This window comes from Pseudomonas sp. S3(2024) (assembly GCF_036861315.1).
Classification (GTDB): Bacteria; Pseudomonadota; Gammaproteobacteria; order Pseudomonadales; family Pseudomonadaceae; genus Aquipseudomonas; species Aquipseudomonas putida_A.
The window spans coordinates 718974-735806 of sequence record NZ_JAZAQQ010000002.1 but is presented as its reverse complement, the minus strand read 5'-3'; the positions used below and the strand labels follow the sequence as shown (position 1 = coordinate 735806).

Genomic DNA, 16833 nt, shown 5'->3' with positions numbered 1-16833 from the left:
TGCGCCACTCGTTCAGAAACCGCCTGCGGTTTCCTGACACAGTTGAGTCGCCAGCAAACCGAGGGTCATCAGCGCCCTTTCCGCCTCGCGATTCCACGGCGTGCCGCAGTTCAGGCGGATGCAGTGGTTGAACTGCTCGGTATTACTGAAGATCAGCCCCGGCGCAATACTGATGCCCTGCTGCAAGGCGCGGACGTGCAATTCCTGGGTATTGACCCTGCCCGGCAGACTCACCCAGAGGATAAAACCGCCCGTGGGCCGGGTCATTTGCGTGCCTTCGGGGAAGTACTGCTGCACCGCCAGCTGAAATGCGCTGAGGTTTTTTCGGTATTCCTGACGGATGTACCGTAAATGCCGGTCATAACCGCCATTTTCCAGATAAGCGGCAATCGCCATTTGCGTGACGCTGCACGCCGAATGCGTGGTGAAGGTCTGCAGACGCTGAATTTCCTGCTGATACTTGCCGGCGATCATCCAGCCGACGCGCACACCCGGCGACAAGGTCTTGGAAAAGCTCGAGCAGTAGATCACCCGATCCAGTCGATCGTAGGCCTTGAGGGCTTTGGTGCGGCCCTGTTCGAACATCAACTCGCCATAGATGTCGTCTTCGACGATCTGGATATCGAAGTCCGAAGCCAGGCGCAGCAGTTGTTTCTGCCGCTCTTCCGGCATGGTGCCGCCCAGTGGATTGCTCAGGCGAGTGGTCAGAACCAACGCCTTGATTGACCATTGGTTCGCCGCCAGTTGCAAGGCTTCGAGGCTCATGCCGGTGGCCGGATCGCTGGGGATCTCGATCACTTTCAGGCCCAGCAGGTCGGCCAGTTGCAGCAGACCGTAATAGGTTGGCGATTCGGCGGCGATCAGGTCGCCCGGACGAGTCAGCACCCGCAGCGACATCTGCAGCGCATCGACACATCCGTGGGTGATCACCACTTCTGACGGATCGACGACGACCCCGGCATCGCGCATGCGGATCGCCACTTGCCGGCGCAGCGGTTCGAAACCCGGGCTGAACATGTAACTGAACGCGCGCGGACTATGGAATCGGGTGACCTTGGCCAGTTGTTGATGCAGCGCGCGCACCGGGAGGTAATCGACACTCGGCACCGCAGCGCCCAACGGGAACACCCCTTCGCGCCGCGATTCGACCAACACTTGCTGAATGATGCTGGCGCGGGTGACCAGTCCTGGCCGCTCGACCCGGGCGATGTCCGGGGTCGGCGCTGTCAGTGCCGGGGTCTGGTGCACGTAGTAACCGGACTGCGGCCGTGCACGGATCAGGCCCTGATCTTCGAGATTGGCGTAAGCCTGCAACACCGTTGCATGGCTGACATTGAGCTGCGAACTCATCTTGCGCACCGACGGCACGCGTTCTCCGGGCTGATAGACACCGCGCCGGATGTCTTCCGCCAATTGTTGAGCAATACGTTGGTAGAGCAAGAGGTTGGTCATGACGCAGCACTCGATTTCACGGGCATTTTATTCTTGTGTGAAACAATACCGGAACAGTTTAGAAGTGTACTGGGACAGTTGCCACCATAGTCGACCGTACAGTGCAGTGTCAGCTACAACTGTACGGATTTGCGTGCTATTCGACAGACGTAAAAAAGCCCGGCGCTGCATGACAGGCCGGGCTTTCCAGAGACGCAGCCCTCAGCGGGCGGCGCCGAGCTGGCCTTTTTCGTCGGAGAACACAATTTCCACCCGACGATTCTGTGCCCGCCCGCGCTCGGAAGCGTTGGCGTCCACCGGGTACTCATCGCCGTAACCTTCGACTTGAATCCGCTTGTCCTCAATCCCGAGGTCCATCAGCACATCGGCCACCGCCTGCGCACGATCACGCGACAGCTTGAGGTTTTCCTGCTTGCCGCCGGTGCTGTCGGTGTAGCCCTCGATGCGCACCACGCGTTTCGGGTTGAGCTGCAGAAACTGCACGATCTTCAGCACTACACGGTTGGCCGAGTTCTTCAGCTCCGCTTCGCCGGTGTCGAACAGCACGTCGCCCAAGGTCATGACCAGGCCGCGATCGGTTTGCGTGGTGGCCAGCGCAACGATCTGCTCCTCAAGCCACTTGCCCTGCTGCTGCACGCTCAGCAGTTTGGACTCGCGCAGGGCCAGTTGCAGGCGTTGACGCTCCAGCTCAAGCTTAGCCGCGCGCTCTTCGTTGAGCACCAGATTGGTGTGTTCGCGGGCGATTTCGCTGTAGCGCTGACTCAGGTAGGCGTAATGCGCCACGTCCGAGCCACTGCCCCAATAGGTCGACAGGCGATCGGCACGGGCCAGGGACTCACCGGCACGGATCACGTCCTTGGGAGCGATGCGCAGCACGTTGGAGTCTTCCTTGACCTTCTGGAAGTCGCTGCTGGCTTGTTGCAATGCGCTTTCACTGTGCTGACCGGCGCAACCGTAGAGGCTTGCACAACCGGCCAGAATCAACCCGCCGAGGGCTTTGGACTTGAGGCTCATTGGGCATCTCCCAGTTGCTTGCGCAGACGGATGATGCGGGTGTTGAGCACGTTCAGTTGCTCTTCGCTCTTTTGTGTCAGCACTTTGGCTTCGGCCAGACGTGCATCCAGCTCGGCCTGTTCGGCACGCATGCGGGCGTTCTTGAAGGACTCGTCGGTCATGTTGCCCTTGGCCCGGTTGAACTTGTCTTCGGCCAGTTTCATTTCCGGCATTTCATCGGCGGTCGCACCGACAGCCTTGGCCTGGGTGATGGCCTGCTCGGTCAGGCGCATTTGCTCATTGGGTGCCGGATCGTTGGCGCAGCCGGCCAGGGCCAGAACGGCCATGGCCGCGAAAAGAGGTCGAATACTCACTAAGAATCCCTACTGTTTTGGGGCACTGACAGGTGGCTGCGGCTGTTGCTGCTGAGCCTTCCAGCGCTCGATGTTGCGTTGCAGCGCGGCTTCGGTCAGTCCGGACGCGGGCAATTCTGTCATCTTTTTAGCGAGCTGTCCGCGCAACCACGGATCGTTGCAGGCCGAGTTGTGCGAAACCGCGAGGAACAGTCCCGGTCGGTCGATCGGTTGCTCGAAGGCCAGGAGATCATTGGCCATGCCCAATGCCTGCGCGGCGGCCATGCCCGAGTAGCGCCCGGCGAGTACATATTCGACTTCGCCCAGCAGAAGTTTCTGAAAGGCCTGAGTGAGGTTTGCCGTCCGGGTCAGGGTCAGATTCTGCTCGGCGAAAGTGCCGAATGCCTGGGTCATTCGAGACTTTTCCGACAGCCCGCCGGTGTGCCCGTGCAGGTCCCTGGCTTCGCTGTAGACCAGCGTCGAGCCTTTGCGCGTCCACACCAGATAGTCGTTTTCCAGCAACGGCGGATAGATGTAGTCGAGGTTTTCCAGCTCGTTGAACATCAGCGGCGTGTCGGCCAGCATGTCCATGCGCCCGCTGCGTACTTCATCAAGGGCCTGCGCGCGTTTGCCGGCGTAGAGCAGCTCGACCTTGATCCCCAGATCCTTGGCCACTTGCTGCAACAGGTCGGCACTGGCGCCGATCAAGTGCTTGGGATTCTGTGGATCCTGCCACAGGTACGGCGGTGCATCCGGGCTGCCGGTGACGACAAGGCGCTCGCATTTGCCGGCGGCCGCAGCCATCCCCGGTAACAGGATCAATCCCAATAACAACCCGCGGCGCAGATCCATGGCAAAACACTCCCACGCAAATTCGAGACAAAAAAAAGCCCGACCATAAGGCCGGGCTCTTTATAAGTGAAGCTGCCGGATTAGACCAGCTTCTCCAGCTCAGGTACCGCTTCGAACAGATCCGCCACCAGACCGTAATCGGCCACCTGGAAGATTGGCGCTTCTTCGTCCTTGTTGATCGCGACGATCACTTTGGAATCTTTCATGCCGGCCAAGTGCTGGATCGCGCCGGAGATACCGACCGCGATATACAGCTGTGGTGCAACGATCTTGCCGGTCTGACCGACCTGCATGTCGTTCGGTACGAAACCTGCGTCGACCGCGGCGCGCGAAGCACCGACGGCTGCGCCCAGCTTGTCGGCCAGGGCGTACAGGTGTTTGAAGTTGTCACCGTTCTGCATGCCGCGGCCGCCGGAAACGACGATCTTGGCAGCGGTCAGCTCTGGACGATCGGACTTGGCCAGTTCTTCGCTGACGAAGCTGGAAGTGCCGGCGTCGTGCGCAGCCGCTACGGCTTCAACAGCCGCCGAACCACCTTCAGCGGCAACCGGGTCGAAACCGGTGGCACGCACGGTGATCACTTTGATCGCAGCGGTCGATTGCACGGTAGCGATAGCGTTACCGGCGTAGATCGGACGCTTGAAAGTATCGGCGCTTTCTACCGAGATGATCTCGGAGATCTGGTCAACGTCCAGTGCAGCGGCAACGCGCGGCAGGATGTTTTTGCCGTTGGACGTGGCGGCAGCCAGGATGTGGCTGTAGCCCTTACCCAGCTCTGCAACCAGCGGCGCAACGTTTTCCGGCAACTGATGCGCGTAAGCGGCATTGTCAGCGTTCAGGACTTTGCTTACGCCAGCGATTTTCGCAGCGGCCTCGGCCACGGCGCCAGCGCCCTGACCGGCAACCAGCACGTGAATGTCGCCGCCGATTTTGGCAGCAGCAGCCACGGTGTTCAGTGTGGCCGGGGCCAGCACTTTGTTGTCGTGTTCAGCGATTACCAAGATAGTCATTTTTAGATTACCTTCGCTTCGTTTTTCAGTTTCTCGACCAGTTCAGCCACCGACTTGACCTTGATGCCTGCGCTGCGTGCAGCCGGCGCTTCGACTTTCAGGGTCTTGTTGGTGGAGGCGGTGGAAACGCCCAAAGCGTCCGGAGTCAGCACTTCGAGAGGCTTCTTCTTGGCTTTCATGATGTTTGGCAGAGACGCGTAGCGCGGCTCGTTCAAACGCAGGTCGGTGGTGACGATCGCTGGCAGTTTCAGGGAAACGGTCTGCGCGCCGCCGTCGATTTCGCGGGTCACGGCAACGCTGTCGCCGGAGACTTCGACTTTCGAGGCGAAAGTGCCCTGACCGTAACCGCTCAGTGCAGCGAGCATCTGGCCGGTCTGGTTGTTGTCGCTGTCGATGGCCTGTTTGCCCAGGATCACCAGTTGAGGCTGTTCCTTGTCGACCACAGCCTTGAGCAGCTTGGCCACGGCCAGCGAAGTCAGGTCTTCAGCGGATTCGACGAGGATGGCGCGGTCGGCACCCAGAGCCAGTGCGGTACGCAGCTGTTCCTGAGCGGTGGACGGGCCGATGGAGACGACGACGATTTCAGTCGCAACACCTTTCTCTTTCAGGCGTACGGCTTCTTCCACTGCGATTTCGCAGAAAGGGTTCATCGACATCTTGACGTTGGCGAGGTCTACGCCGGAATTGTCCGCCTTGACGCGGACCTTGACGTTGTAATCCACAACGCGTTTGACAGCTACAAGAACCTTCATGGATTCCTCGTTACTCTCCGGTGAAAAGAAAGTCGCCTAGGCGAACCTGGCGGTTGATGCTCATCGGGCACAAGGGCACCTCTAAAAACGCCGGCTGGGGGCGATGACCGTTCGTCAGTGGTGACCAACGGGTCATTGAATCGCACGGTGTGTAAACTGCGCGCCGGACTTGCGCTGCGCATCACCCTGTACTGCCTGTGCCTTGTCTTTAGAGGTGCTCTTGAAACCGCCAGTCTGCCTACGGCGAGCGCAAAACCGCCCGTATCTTGACCGGAACGCCTATTCCGGTCAATACGGCAAAATGGCCGTTCATAAGCCGCGCTTCTTTGATTTCTCTGGGCTGGAGCCGATTCAAACAAACGTTTGTATTGGACGCTCGGAGTGGTGTAGATATAATGCGCCGCCTAGAGAGAAAGGTGGTTTGCCCATTATTACCCTTGACGTTAACGTAAAGGCAATAACGGATATGACACCGAACCTCCAAATTAGAAAAAAAACTGTTGAGCCTTGAGTAGGAGATAGCCTGTGGAACGCGAATACATGGAATTCGACGTGGTCATCGTCGGTGCCGGCCCCGCTGGCCTGTCCGCCGCCTGCCGTCTGAAGCAGAAGGCCGCCGAAGCCGGTAAGGAAATCAGCGTCTGCGTGGTCGAAAAAGGCTCCGAAGTCGGCGCACACATCCTTTCCGGTGCCGTGTTCGAACCACGTGCTCTGAACGAACTGTTCCCGGACTGGAAAGAACTCGGCGCCCCGCTGAACACGCCGGTCACCCGCGATGACATTTTCGTGCTGAAAAACGCCGACAGTGCGCAGAAAATTCCGGACTTCTTTGTGCCCAAGACCATGCACAACGAAGGCAACTATATTATTTCCCTCGGCAACCTGTGCCGCTGGCTGGCCCAGCAGGCCGAGAACCTCGGCGTGGAAATCTACCCGGGCTTCGCTGCTCAGGAAGCGCTGATCGACGAAAACGGCATCGTGCGCGGGATCATCACCGGTGATCTGGGCGTCGACCGCGAAGGCAACCCGAAAGAAGGCCTGTACACCCCGGGCATGGAACTGCGTGGCAAGTACACGCTGTTCGCCGAGGGCTGCCGTGGCCACATCGGCAAGCAACTGATCAAGCGTTACAACCTCGACAGCGATGCCGACGCTCAGCACTATGGCATCGGCCTGAAGGAAATCTGGGAAATCGACCCGGCCAAACACCAGCCAGGCCTGGTGGTGCACACCGCCGGTTGGCCGCTGGACATCATGGGCACCGAAAACACCGGCGGCTCGTTCCTCTATCACTTGGAAAACAACCAGGTAGTGGTCGGTCTGATCGTTGACCTGTCTTACAGCAACACTTACCTGTCGCCGTTCGACGAGTTCCAGCGCCTCAAGCATCACCCGGTGCTGGCCCAGTACCTGGAAGGCGGCAAGCGCGTCAGCTACGGCGCCCGTGCGATCTGCAAAGGTGGCCTGAACTCGCTGCCGAAAATGGTCTTCAAGGGCGGCGCGCTGATCGGTTGCGACCTCGGCACCCTGAACTTCGCCAAGATCAAAGGCAGCCACACCGCGATGAAGTCCGGCATGCTCGCCGCGGAATCGGTGGCCGACGCACTGTTCGCCGAAAAGGATGGCACCGAAGAGCTGACCTCCTACGTCGACGCGTTCAAGAAGAGCTGGCTCTACGACGAACTGTTCGCCAGCCGTAACTTCGGCCCGGCGATCCACAAGTTCGGCGCGATCGTCGGCGGTGGTTTCAACTGGCTGGACCAGAACATCTTCGGCGGCAAACTGCCGTTCACCCTGCACGACACCAAGCCGGACTACGCTTGCCTGAAACTGGCGGCCGACTGCAAGAAGATCGACTATCCGAAGCCGGACGGCAAACTCAGCTTCGACAAACTGAGCTCGGTGTTCATCTCCGGTACCAACCACGAAGAAGAACAGCCGTGCCACTTGAAGCTGACCGACCCGAGCATCCCGATCAGCAAGAACCTGCCGCTGTACGACGAACCGGCGCAGCGCTACTGCCCGGCCGGCGTCTACGAAGTGATCACCAAGGAAGACGGCGAAAAACGCTTCCAGATCAACGCCCAGAACTGCGTGCACTGCAAGACCTGTGACATCAAGGACCCTTCGCAGAACATCACCTGGGTCACGCCGGAAGGCGCTGGCGGCCCGACTTACCCGAACATGTAAGCCGTATCGCTGAACAACGAGGCTCCCGAAACGGGGGCCTTTTTGTTGCCCAGGATTCCTTGTTGCACCACAAAATCACTGTAGGAGTGAGCCTGCTCGCGATAGCGGTGTATCAGTCAGCATCATCGTTGACTGACACACCGCTATCGCGAGCAGGCTCACTCCTACAAAGGATTTGCGCAGACTCAGGCAACGCGTTCGTCGCCAGGACTACGCTCGAAGTAGCGCTTGTACTCACGACTGAACTGCGACGTACTCTGATACCCCACCCGATGCGCCACCTGCGCCACGCCCAGCCCCTCGGCGACCAGTAAGGTCTGCGCCTTGAGCAGGCGCAAGCGCTTCAGATACTGCACCGGCGACAACAGCGTGCTGCGCTTGAAGTGCTCGTGGAAGGACGACACGCTCATATTCGCGCAACTGGCCAGAGTCTCGACATTCAGCGGCTCGGTGTAATGCGCATGCAGATGACTGATCGACGCCGCCACCCGGGCGAACTGCCCCTGCTGTTCGACCAGCGCGCGCAACACATCGGCCTGTGGCCCGCGCAGCGCGGTGAACAGCAATTCACGCACCCGCGCCGGCCCGAGAATCTGCCGCTCCAGCGGATCGTGCAGGCAGCGTAACAAGCGTTCGACGCAGCCGCGCATGTCATCGTCGAGCACGACCGAGGTCATCGACTCCGGCGTTTGCGCCGGGATATGCCGCCCCGGCGCCAGCCCCATGGCCAGCACCAGCTCGCCGAGCAGCACCCGGTCGATAGCCACCGACACACCCAGCAACGGCGCATCCGGCAAGGCAAAGGTTTCGCACTCGAACGGCACCGGCAACGCCTGAATCAGGTAATGCCCGGCGCCATATTCCATGGTGCGCGGGCCGAGAAACGCCAGTTTGCTGCCCTGGGCGATGATCATCAGGCTCGGCTCATAAATGTGCGGGCCACGCGCCACGTCGCAACTGGCGCGCAACACCTGCACACCGGGCAACCCGGTCTGGCTGTAACCATCGCAGAGCGCCAGCGGTTCGATCAGCGAAACCAGTGTGGCATTGGCATCAAGGTGACGGGTCAACTGCATCGGAGGGGTCTTCAAAAAAGTCACGGAAAAAGGCATGCAAGCATCATCGCAGATCCTTTTGCCAATGCGCTTGCCCAGACCTGCATGCCGGAGGATTAGGCATGAGACCCGGAGGAATCGTCATGGCCGCAGCGGCAGACGGCGCCCAAAATGCGCCACCTCACCAGTCACTGCTTCTGCGAGGTTTCTCATGTACACCGCTATCGGTTATGCCGCCCAATCGGCCTCCACTCCCCTCGCCCCGATGAAATTCGAACGCCGCAGCCCACGCGCTGACGATGTGGCGATCGAGATCCTCTACTGCGGCGTCTGCCACTCAGATATCCACCAGGCCCGCAACGAATGGGGCATCGCCGTTTATCCGTTGATGCCCGGCCATGAGATCGTCGGCAAAGTCACCGCCGTTGGTGCGAACGTCACTCAACATAAAGTCGGCGATCTGGTCGGTGTCGGCTGCATGGTCGACTCGTGCCGCACCTGCGCTGCCTGCCAGCAGAACCTCGAGCAATACTGCCTCGAAGGCCCGACCATGACCTACGCCACCCCGGACCGGGTCGATGGCAGTAACACCATGGGCGGCTATTCGGACAGCATCGTGGTCAGCGAACATTTTGTGGTGCGCATCCCGGAGAAGCTCGACCTGGCCAGCGCCGCGCCGATCCTCTGCGCCGGCATCACCACCTATTCGCCGCTCAAGCACTATGGGGTCAAGGCCGGCGACAAGGTCGGGATTCTCGGCATGGGCGGCCTCGGCCACATGGGCATCAAGTTCGCCAAGGCGATGGGCGCGGAAGTGACGCTGTTCACCCGTTCGGCGAGCAAGGCCGAGGAAGGTCGTCGGCAGGGTGCCGATCATGTGATCGTCTCCACCGATGCCGAGCAGATGGCTGCCGCTGCAGGCCGTTTCGATTTCCTGCTGGACACCATTCCGGTGCAGCATGATCTCAACCCGTACCTGCAAACCCTGCACTTTGATGGCGTGCATATCCTGGTCGGCCTGATCGAACCGATCGACCCGCCCGTGCACGCCGCCAACCTGGTGCTGGGGCGCCGCGTACTGGCCGGTTCGTTGATCGGCGGCATTGCCGAAACCCAGGAAGTGCTGGATTTCTGCGCCGAGCACAACATCACCTGCGACATCGAAATGCTCGACATCCGCCAGATCAACGAGGCTTACGCGCGGATGATCGCCGGTGACGTGAAGTATCGCTTCGTGATCGACATGGCGACGCTGAAGCTTTAAACCTTCAGACCGAGTTCTGCCGAGAGCCGGGCTGTGACCCCTTTGATCAGGGGAATCAGCTCGGCCATTTTTTCCAGCGGCATGTACGGCACGGTGCTGGCGATACTGATCGCCGCCACAATGCGCTTGCTCGCATCACGAATCGGCGCCGCCACACAGCGGATCGACGGTTCGTTGTCTTCCAGATCGAAGGCGTAGCCACCGGCTACGTACTCGGTCATGCGCTGTTCGAGCTGTTCCCACGACTGCTGCGGATGCTGCGGCCAGAACTGACTTTTCCCACCCGCCGGCAGGCTGATGTCGTACAGGCGCTGCCAATCCTGCGGCGCATCATCGAGCATCAACGCCTTGCCGATCCCGGTGCGCGCCAATGGCATCCGGTGGCCGACCCGCGAGCGCATTTCCGGGCCGTTACGCCCCGGATTCTTCAGCAGATACAAGACCTCGTCGCCCTCACGAATGCCCAGGTGCACGGTGTCGCCGGTCAGCGCCGACAACTCGTCCAGATACGGCCCGGCCAGACTCACCAGCGGCAACTCTTCGCGCGCCTGAAACCCCAGCTCGATCAGCTTCGGCCCCAGCAGATAGCCGATTTGTGGCACCACGCGCAGGTAACGCTCGTCCACCAGGCAACTGGCCAGACGATGGGTGGTGCTGCGCGTGGTGCCGATCAGCCGGGCGATCTCTTTCAGATCGCGGGCGCCACTGGCCACCGCCTGCACCACACCCAGGCCGCGAAGCAGCGTCTGAGTGCCGGTGGGTGCGGCGTCCTTGGTTTTTTCCGGGGCGTCTTCCTGCATATCCAGCCTTTACCGTTGAGCGAGGGAACGGGCGGCATTATGGTCGCCCGACGCAGACCACTACAACTCGATACGTTCGACCTTGCCCACCAGCAGCACGTAGGACAATGCACCGATCAGCGCCAGCACCGCGATGTAGGTGATCGCCGGGGCGAACGAATCACCACTGGCGAGGAAACCGATGACAATCGGCGTGGCAATTGCCGACAGGTTGCCGATGAAGTTGAACACCCCGCCGGTCAGCCCCAGCAAACGCGCCGGAGCCAGGGTCGAGACCAGCGACCAGGTGATCGAGGCCAGACCGTTGCCGAAAAAGGCCAACGCCAGGAAGGCAATCACCAGCGGTGTCGATTCAACGAAATTGGCGCCGATGATCGAGGTGGAAATCAGCAGCCCGCCAATGATCGGCAACTTGCGCGCGAAGCCCACGCTGCAGCCACGGCGGATCAACAGGTCGGAAAAGAATCCCGAGCACAGCACGCCGACAAAGGCCGCGAGAAACGGCAGCGATGCCAACAGGCCGGACTTGATGAAGTCCATGCCGCGATATTTCACCAGGTAGGTCGGGAACCACGTCAGGAAGAACCACAGCGTCGAATTCAGGCAGAACTGGCCGAGGTAGATGCCCCACAACTTGCGTTTGCTCAGGACAATGCCGAGGTCGGTCCAGCTAAACGAGGCCTTGGCCGTTTGCGCTTGAATATCCACCAGTCCGCCACCCTCGCGGATCAGGTCGATCTCCGCGTCGTTGGCGCCCTTGAAATCCCGCGGTTCGCGATACACCGCGTACCAGATTGCCGCCCAGATGATGCCCGCCGCACCGGTCGCGACAAACACCATGTGCCAACCAAATTCATGTTGCAGCCAGGCCAGCACCGGGGTCAGAAAGGCCAGGCCGACAAACTGCCCGGAGGTGTAGAAACCAATCGCCGTGGCCCGCTCGCGCTCGGGAAACCAGGTGGTCACCACGCGGCTGTTGATCGGATAGGCCGGTGCTTCCAGCGCGCCGACCGCCATGCGCAGCACAAACAGCGCAATGAAACTCGCAGCGAAACCGAGCAGCACCGTGGCCAGCGACCACAGCAGCAGCGCGACACTGTAGAGGATGCGCGGCGGCACCCGATCCACCAGCCAGCCGCCGGGAATCTGCATCGCGGCGTAGGTCCAGCCGAATGCGGAGAAAATCAGCCCGACGTGAACCGGGTCGATGCCCAGTTCACTGGTCAGCGCGGGCGCGGCAATCGACAGGTTGCTGCGGTCGAGGTAGTTGATGACCACGGTGATGAACAGCAACACCATGATGAAAAACCGCTTGCGGCTAGGCGTGACTAAAGACGCCTGCCCGGTGAGGGTTTGCGTTGGCATGGGGGGTGCCTCTTCTTATGATTATTTGAGGTCATTGACGCAAATCTCCCATCCATGGAGATCAATTGTGGGAGGGGGCTTGCTCCCGAATGCGGAGTGTCAGTCGACATCTCTTTAGCTGACATGCCGCATTCGGGAGCAAGCCCCCTCCCACAAGGATTTGTGGTGGGTCAGAAGGGACTCACCACTCGGCAAAACTGCCATCGGCATGGCGCCAGATCGGGTTGCGCCAGCGGTGGCCGACCGCCGCACGTTCGATCACGTATTCCTCGTTGATCTCGATGCCCAGCCCTGGCCCGTTCGGAATCTTCACGAAGCCCTGGTCGTAGTCGAACACTCGCGGATCTTTCACGTAGTCGAGCAGATCGTTGCTCTCGTTGTAATGGATACCCAGGCTCTGCTCCTGGATAAACGCGTTGTAACAAGCCGCGTCCAGTTGCAGGCACGCCGCCAGCGCAATCGGCCCCAGCGGACAATGCAGCGCCAGCGCCACGTCGTAGGCTTCGGCCATGTTGGCGATCTTGCGGGTTTCGGTGATACCGCCGGCATGCGAGGCATCGGGCTGGATGATGTCGACATAGCCTTCGCTCAGCACCCGCTTGAAATCCCAGCGCGAGAACAGCCGCTCGCCAAGGGCGATCGGCGTGCTGGTCAACGGTGCCAGCTCTTTCAGCGCTTCGTAGTTTTCACTGAGCACCGGCTCTTCGATGAACATCAGTTTGTACGGGTCGAGCTCCTTCATCAGCACCTTGGCCATCGGCTTGTGTACCCGACCGTGGAAGTCGACGCCGATACCGACGTTCGGCCCGACGGCATCGCGCACGGCGGCAACGTTGGCCAGGGCCAGATCGACTTTCTCGAAGGAGTCGAGGAACTGCAGCTCTTCAGTGCCATTCATTTTCACCGCAGTAAAACCCCGGCTCACCGCCTCTTTCGCAGCGCGTGCGGTGTCGGCCGGACGGTCGCCACCGATCCACGAATACACACGAATCTTGTCGCGCACCTGACCGCCGAGCAGATCGCTGACCGACACGCCGAGGGCCTTGCCCTTGATGTCCCACAGCGCCTGATCGATGCCGGCCAGCGCACTCATGTGGATCGCGCCGCCGCGGTAGAAGCCGCCGCGGTACAACACGGTCCAGATGTCCTCGATGTTGCGTGGGTCTTTGCCGATCAGGTAGTCGGACAATTCCTCAACGGCGGCGGCGACGGTGTGGGCGCGGCCTTCGACCACAGGCTCGCCCCAACCGGTCACGCCCTCATCAGTTTCGACCTTGAGGAAGCACCAGCGCGGCGGGACGATGAAGGTGGTGAGTTTGGTGATTTTCATCTGTTTGTCTCTCTTGTTAGATGCAGCGCACGCAGCGCCGGATAAATCTCAGCGAAGGGCCTTCCAGGCAGCCACGTAGGCCTTGGCATTGGCCGCCACTTGCTCAACCGTCATGCCCGGTTTGAACAGGCCGGAACCGAGGCCGAAACCTTTCACGCCAACGTCGATGAATGCTTGCATGTTGTCCGGGGTGATCCCGCCGACCGGCGCCAGCACCGTCCCGGAAGGCAACACCGCGAGCCATGCCTTGACCACCGCCGGGCTCATCTGCTCGGCCGGGAACAGCTTGAGAATGTCCGCGCCCTCCTCCAGCGCCGCGAACGCTTCGGTCGGCGTCGCTACTCCCGGCGACAGGTACAGCCCCGCCGCTTTCGCTGCGCGCAGCACCTTGGCGTCGCTGTGTGGCATCACGATCACCTGGCCGCCGGCCTCTTTCACCAGCCCGACCTGCTCCGGGGTCAACACCGTGCCGGCACCGATCAGGCAATCAGCGGGCAAGGTCTGACGCAGGATGCGGATACTTTCGTACGGAGACGGGGAATTGAGCGGTACTTCGATGACGCGAAATCCGGCGGCATACAGGACTTCTCCGACAGCAGCGGCTTCCTGCGGATGCAGGCCACGCAGGATTGCGATCAGACCGTTTTGTGCCAATGCTTGCTTGAGCATGTCAGGCCTCCAGTCAGGGTTAACGGGATAAGGAATCGAGCAGCCCGGCGGCCAGCGCCAGTTGCCACAGACCACGCTCGGTGGCCTGCTCGGCCAGCGTGACGCGCGCGAAACCGCAGGCATCGAGGGCTCGGCCGTAACGGGCGCAGAGTTGCGCGTTGCCGATGAGGATGATCGACGGCAGATGCGCACTATTGCGTCGGCGCCGCTGGGCTGCGGCAAGCGCCACCAGTTCATGGCCAATCATCAGGCCAGAGAGGTAATCCGCTTGCGCCGTCGGCGCCAGTTCGCCGGTCAGGCCCAGGGTGCGGGCACTGAATAATGTGGAGAGCACGCCCAGTTCGCCGTCCGCCGACAGCGCCACTTGCACGCCACGGTCGAACGCCAACCCGTCGAACGCCGCACCCTGTTGCTGGGTACGCCCGAGAATGCTGTGCTCACTGAGCACGGCGAACACTTCGCCGGTCATGAAGGTGTCAAAATGAGTGATGCGGCCCTCGACCACCTTCACCCACTTGGAGTGGCTACCCGGCAGACCGATCAACAGATCGCCGCCCGCCTCGGCCGGCAGGTTCTGCAGTACGCCGAGGACCTGAGTTTCTTCGCCGCGCATCACATTGGGCAGACGCGAACGCTGGATCACCCCCGGCACGATATGTACCCGTGTGCCGCGCAGACTGACCAGTGTTTGTAGGGAATTTCCGAGATTGGCGACGTTCGCCGGCGTCTCGCAGTAGGCCGCTTCGCGCCAGCCCTGGGCGCTGCCGACCATCCCGCAGGCAATCACTGGCAGATCCGGCTGCGCCTCGAGCCAGTCGCCACACGCCTCTTCGAAGGCCAGTTCAAAGCCGTCGGCGCATTCACCACCGTGGATGACTCGCGGCGTCTTCGGTAACTGCATGATCCCGGACGACAGCGCACGCTGCTCCAGCACCACCCCGCCCGCCGCGAGTTTGTAAGCACGTAATGAGGTCGTCCCCCAGTCGAGCGCGATCAATTGCGCCTGCATCGCTTCACCTGTTTTGTTTTTGGCAGTGAGTGCGACGGACTATAAACCTTGGCGCAGGAAAATCTCAATATATAAATATCATTCCCATATTATGGGATTTACAAGTGTAACAGCCGTTTCTTCGCCAAATCTCTAAAATGCCGATCCCATTCACGCGACGACCGCTCTCGACAGGTTCAAGGAAGAAAAAATGAAAACCGCTTTAAAGGCGTTACTCCTCTGCAGCGCACTCTGCTTCGCGGCGATTGCCAGCGCCTTGCCCGCTATCAAGGAGGGTGATATCTGGGCTTACAACACCCGGCCGGGTGAAGAAGCCTCGACCTTGACCATCCTCAAAATCGAAAGCTATCCGCACTACGGCACCGTCGTGCATATCCGCGTTGATGGCATTCGGATGATCAACCCGGTCACCGTAGGCCAGTTCACCGCAATGCCCCACCTGCCTTTCCAGGCCGAGGCTTTGCAGCGCAGCCTGACTCGTCGCGTGGGAGAGACGGCGCAGATTCCGGATTTCAGTCAGGGCTACACCTACTGGAAAGCGGCCTTCGATGAAGAGAAGGCCGGGGCTTTCAAGATTTCCGTGCGAAAGACACTTGATGGGTTGCTCAGCGGTCATTGGGAATCCGCAGAGAAATGAGCATCAGAACAAGGCTTCCTGTGATCAGGCAAGAAGCCCGATCTCAGTACTTGTCAATTTCCTTTAGCAGCTCAGCAACAGGAATATTCATCGTTTCTGAATAGTAGATTTTGTAGGAGTAGGAGTTGATTCTGACTTTGCATGCGATTGTTTTTCGCCCCGCTAATACAGTGCTTAAGTCCTTGCTGCTCATCAGCGTTTCACTCGTTGAGTCTTTCACACGATAAAACATGAGATCCGCTTTGAAAGTGGATCCGTCTGCAGGCTTCAGAGGCTCAATCCATCCTTCACCATATTCATTCAGATTGCGCGACTGCGAAAAATCTCTACTCTCCTCCAAAGCACAAAGCAGGGACTGACTTATCTTGGACTTGAAGAGTTTGTCTACATCGACGTCGGACGAAAAACTGACTTGGTAAATGTTTCGATCCAAGTAGCGCTCCACCCCCAAATACTCGATTTTTGCAGTAGGTTTTCCGTGGCTGATCGCACATGAAGCACACATCGAAAACATCAAAATCAGAATTAACTTACGCACATTTCCTTCCTTTAAAATGCAACACCACCGATTCCATCAGAACATCTCTGGCTGACAGCCCGGCGCCAAGATCGGCAATATAAATGGCCCATGCATCAGCGTGGTTAACGTCAACCCTGCCATTCATGTTCGGACCGCTCTTCATATCCCACTGTTCTCCGAAATCAGCCACCAGGTCGGAAAAATTCCAGTCCTTGGCATCGGCTCTCACATTCACCCAATATTCAGCCTTAGGCGCGGGCTCTTTTTGATGCTCGCTCGCCCATCCCGTCGTCGTACCCACGTTCTGTCCTCCAAGCGTGAAACCGTCGAGCCGTCGCTTTGGCTGCTCAAGCCGTTGGCACACGCGGTGGCGTTGTGTCTGGTGGCGGGCAGTGCGCAGTCACTACGAAATCCTTTTTGAAATGGCGGTCCCATAAAGAGCCCGCCATTGAGTTTCAAGATTTTTAGTTCAGAGGACGGCCAATGCCGTTGCAAACGCTGGGGTTGTTGATATCGAGGTTATTGCTTGCCACACTTTGGTTGCCAAAGATGCCGCAGGCCTGCAAAAACCTGCTGTTACGT

At 59.8% G+C, this 16833-nt stretch carries 17 protein-coding genes; 3 read left to right on the top strand and 14 right to left on the bottom strand.

Annotation, left to right across the window (positions count from 1 at the left end):
- Positions 1 to 12 precede the first annotated feature (12 nt).
- From VLA07_RS08140 to VLA07_RS08115, 6 genes are all read right to left on the bottom strand, one after another.
- A complete protein-coding gene (locus VLA07_RS08140) occupies positions 13 to 1452 on the bottom strand; it encodes an aminotransferase-like domain-containing protein (RefSeq protein WP_003226969.1) in 1440 nt (479 codons plus the stop codon).
- Between the two features lie 201 nt (positions 1453 to 1653).
- Positions 1654 to 2466 (bottom strand): OmpA family protein, encoded by an 813-nt coding sequence (locus tag VLA07_RS08135; protein WP_333988997.1) that lies wholly within the window; start codon positions 2464 to 2466, stop codon positions 1654 to 1656.
- Positions 2463 to 2819, bottom strand: a complete 357-nt coding sequence (locus VLA07_RS08130) for a DUF4398 domain-containing protein (protein WP_027612390.1) — start codon at positions 2817 to 2819, stop codon at positions 2463 to 2465. Before VLA07_RS08130 ends, VLA07_RS08135 begins: the two co-directional genes overlap by 4 nt.
- Positions 2820 to 2828: 9 nt before the next feature.
- Entirely contained in the window at positions 2829 to 3650 is an 822-nt protein-coding gene (locus VLA07_RS08125) for a substrate-binding periplasmic protein (protein ID WP_103369249.1), read from the bottom strand.
- Between the two features lie 80 nt (positions 3651 to 3730).
- Complete coding sequence (locus VLA07_RS08120; RefSeq protein WP_007961977.1) at positions 3731 to 4660, bottom strand: electron transfer flavoprotein subunit alpha/FixB family protein; 930 nt, start codon at positions 4658 to 4660, stop codon at positions 3731 to 3733.
- Between the two features lie 2 nt (positions 4661 to 4662).
- Positions 4663 to 5412, bottom strand: coding sequence for an electron transfer flavoprotein subunit beta/FixA family protein (locus VLA07_RS08115; RefSeq protein ID WP_003226982.1), 750 nt, complete (start codon positions 5410 to 5412; stop codon positions 4663 to 4665).
- 525 nt (positions 5413 to 5937) lie between these two features.
- Between VLA07_RS08115 and VLA07_RS08110 the strand changes: the two genes are divergently transcribed.
- Positions 5938 to 7602: an electron transfer flavoprotein-ubiquinone oxidoreductase gene (locus VLA07_RS08110; RefSeq protein ID WP_047598758.1), complete on the top strand. Its 1665-nt coding sequence runs from the start codon at positions 5938 to 5940 to the stop codon at positions 7600 to 7602.
- 185 nt (positions 7603 to 7787) lie between these two features.
- Here the strand turns inward: VLA07_RS08110 and VLA07_RS08105 are convergent, their stop codons facing one another.
- Entirely contained in the window at positions 7788 to 8678 is an 891-nt protein-coding gene (locus VLA07_RS08105) for an AraC family transcriptional regulator (protein WP_007961974.1), read from the bottom strand.
- Positions 8679 to 8868: 190 nt separating this feature from the next.
- Here VLA07_RS08105 and VLA07_RS08100 point away from each other — a divergent pair, with 190 nt between their 5' ends.
- Positions 8869 to 9921, top strand: a complete 1053-nt coding sequence (locus VLA07_RS08100) for an NAD(P)-dependent alcohol dehydrogenase (RefSeq protein ID WP_333988996.1) — start codon at positions 8869 to 8871, stop codon at positions 9919 to 9921.
- On the opposite strand, the gene VLA07_RS08095 is transcribed toward VLA07_RS08100, so the two are convergent.
- The 5 genes from VLA07_RS08095 to VLA07_RS08075 all read right to left on the bottom strand — a co-directional run bounded on the left by VLA07_RS08095 (position 9918) and on the right by VLA07_RS08075 (position 15094).
- Positions 9918 to 10721, bottom strand: a complete 804-nt coding sequence (locus tag VLA07_RS08095) for an IclR family transcriptional regulator (RefSeq protein ID WP_096794901.1) — start codon at positions 10719 to 10721, stop codon at positions 9918 to 9920. The two genes, VLA07_RS08100 and VLA07_RS08095, sit on opposite strands and share 4 nt — an antisense overlap.
- A gap of 60 nt (positions 10722 to 10781) precedes the next feature.
- Positions 10782 to 12086: an MFS transporter gene (locus VLA07_RS08090; protein ID WP_097088423.1), complete on the bottom strand. Its 1305-nt coding sequence runs from the start codon at positions 12084 to 12086 to the stop codon at positions 10782 to 10784.
- A 181-nt stretch (positions 12087 to 12267) separates the two neighbouring features.
- Entirely contained in the window at positions 12268 to 13416 is a 1149-nt protein-coding gene (dgoD, locus tag VLA07_RS08085) for a galactonate dehydratase (protein ID WP_007961968.1), read from the bottom strand.
- Between the two features lie 48 nt (positions 13417 to 13464).
- Positions 13465 to 14085: a 2-dehydro-3-deoxy-6-phosphogalactonate aldolase gene (locus tag VLA07_RS08080; protein ID WP_333988995.1), complete on the bottom strand. Its 621-nt coding sequence runs from the start codon at positions 14083 to 14085 to the stop codon at positions 13465 to 13467.
- 19 nt (positions 14086 to 14104) lie between these two features.
- Positions 14105 to 15094: a 2-dehydro-3-deoxygalactonokinase gene (locus VLA07_RS08075; RefSeq protein WP_333988994.1), complete on the bottom strand. Its 990-nt coding sequence runs from the start codon at positions 15092 to 15094 to the stop codon at positions 14105 to 14107.
- Positions 15095 to 15284: 190 nt separating this feature from the next.
- Between VLA07_RS08075 and VLA07_RS08070 the strand changes: the two genes are divergently transcribed.
- Positions 15285 to 15731 (top strand): hypothetical protein, encoded by a 447-nt coding sequence (locus VLA07_RS08070; RefSeq protein ID WP_333988993.1) that lies wholly within the window; start codon positions 15285 to 15287, stop codon positions 15729 to 15731.
- 43 nt (positions 15732 to 15774) lie between these two features.
- Here the strand turns inward: VLA07_RS08070 and VLA07_RS08065 are convergent, their stop codons facing one another.
- Both VLA07_RS08065 and VLA07_RS08060 read right to left on the bottom strand, forming a co-directional pair.
- Complete coding sequence (locus tag VLA07_RS08065) at positions 15775 to 16269, bottom strand: hypothetical protein (RefSeq protein ID WP_333988992.1); 495 nt, start codon at positions 16267 to 16269, stop codon at positions 15775 to 15777.
- A complete protein-coding gene (locus VLA07_RS08060; RefSeq protein ID WP_027612380.1) occupies positions 16262 to 16552 on the bottom strand; it encodes a hypothetical protein in 291 nt (96 codons plus the stop codon). Before VLA07_RS08060 ends, VLA07_RS08065 begins: the two co-directional genes overlap by 8 nt.
- Between the last annotated feature and the right edge of the window lie 281 nt (positions 16553 to 16833).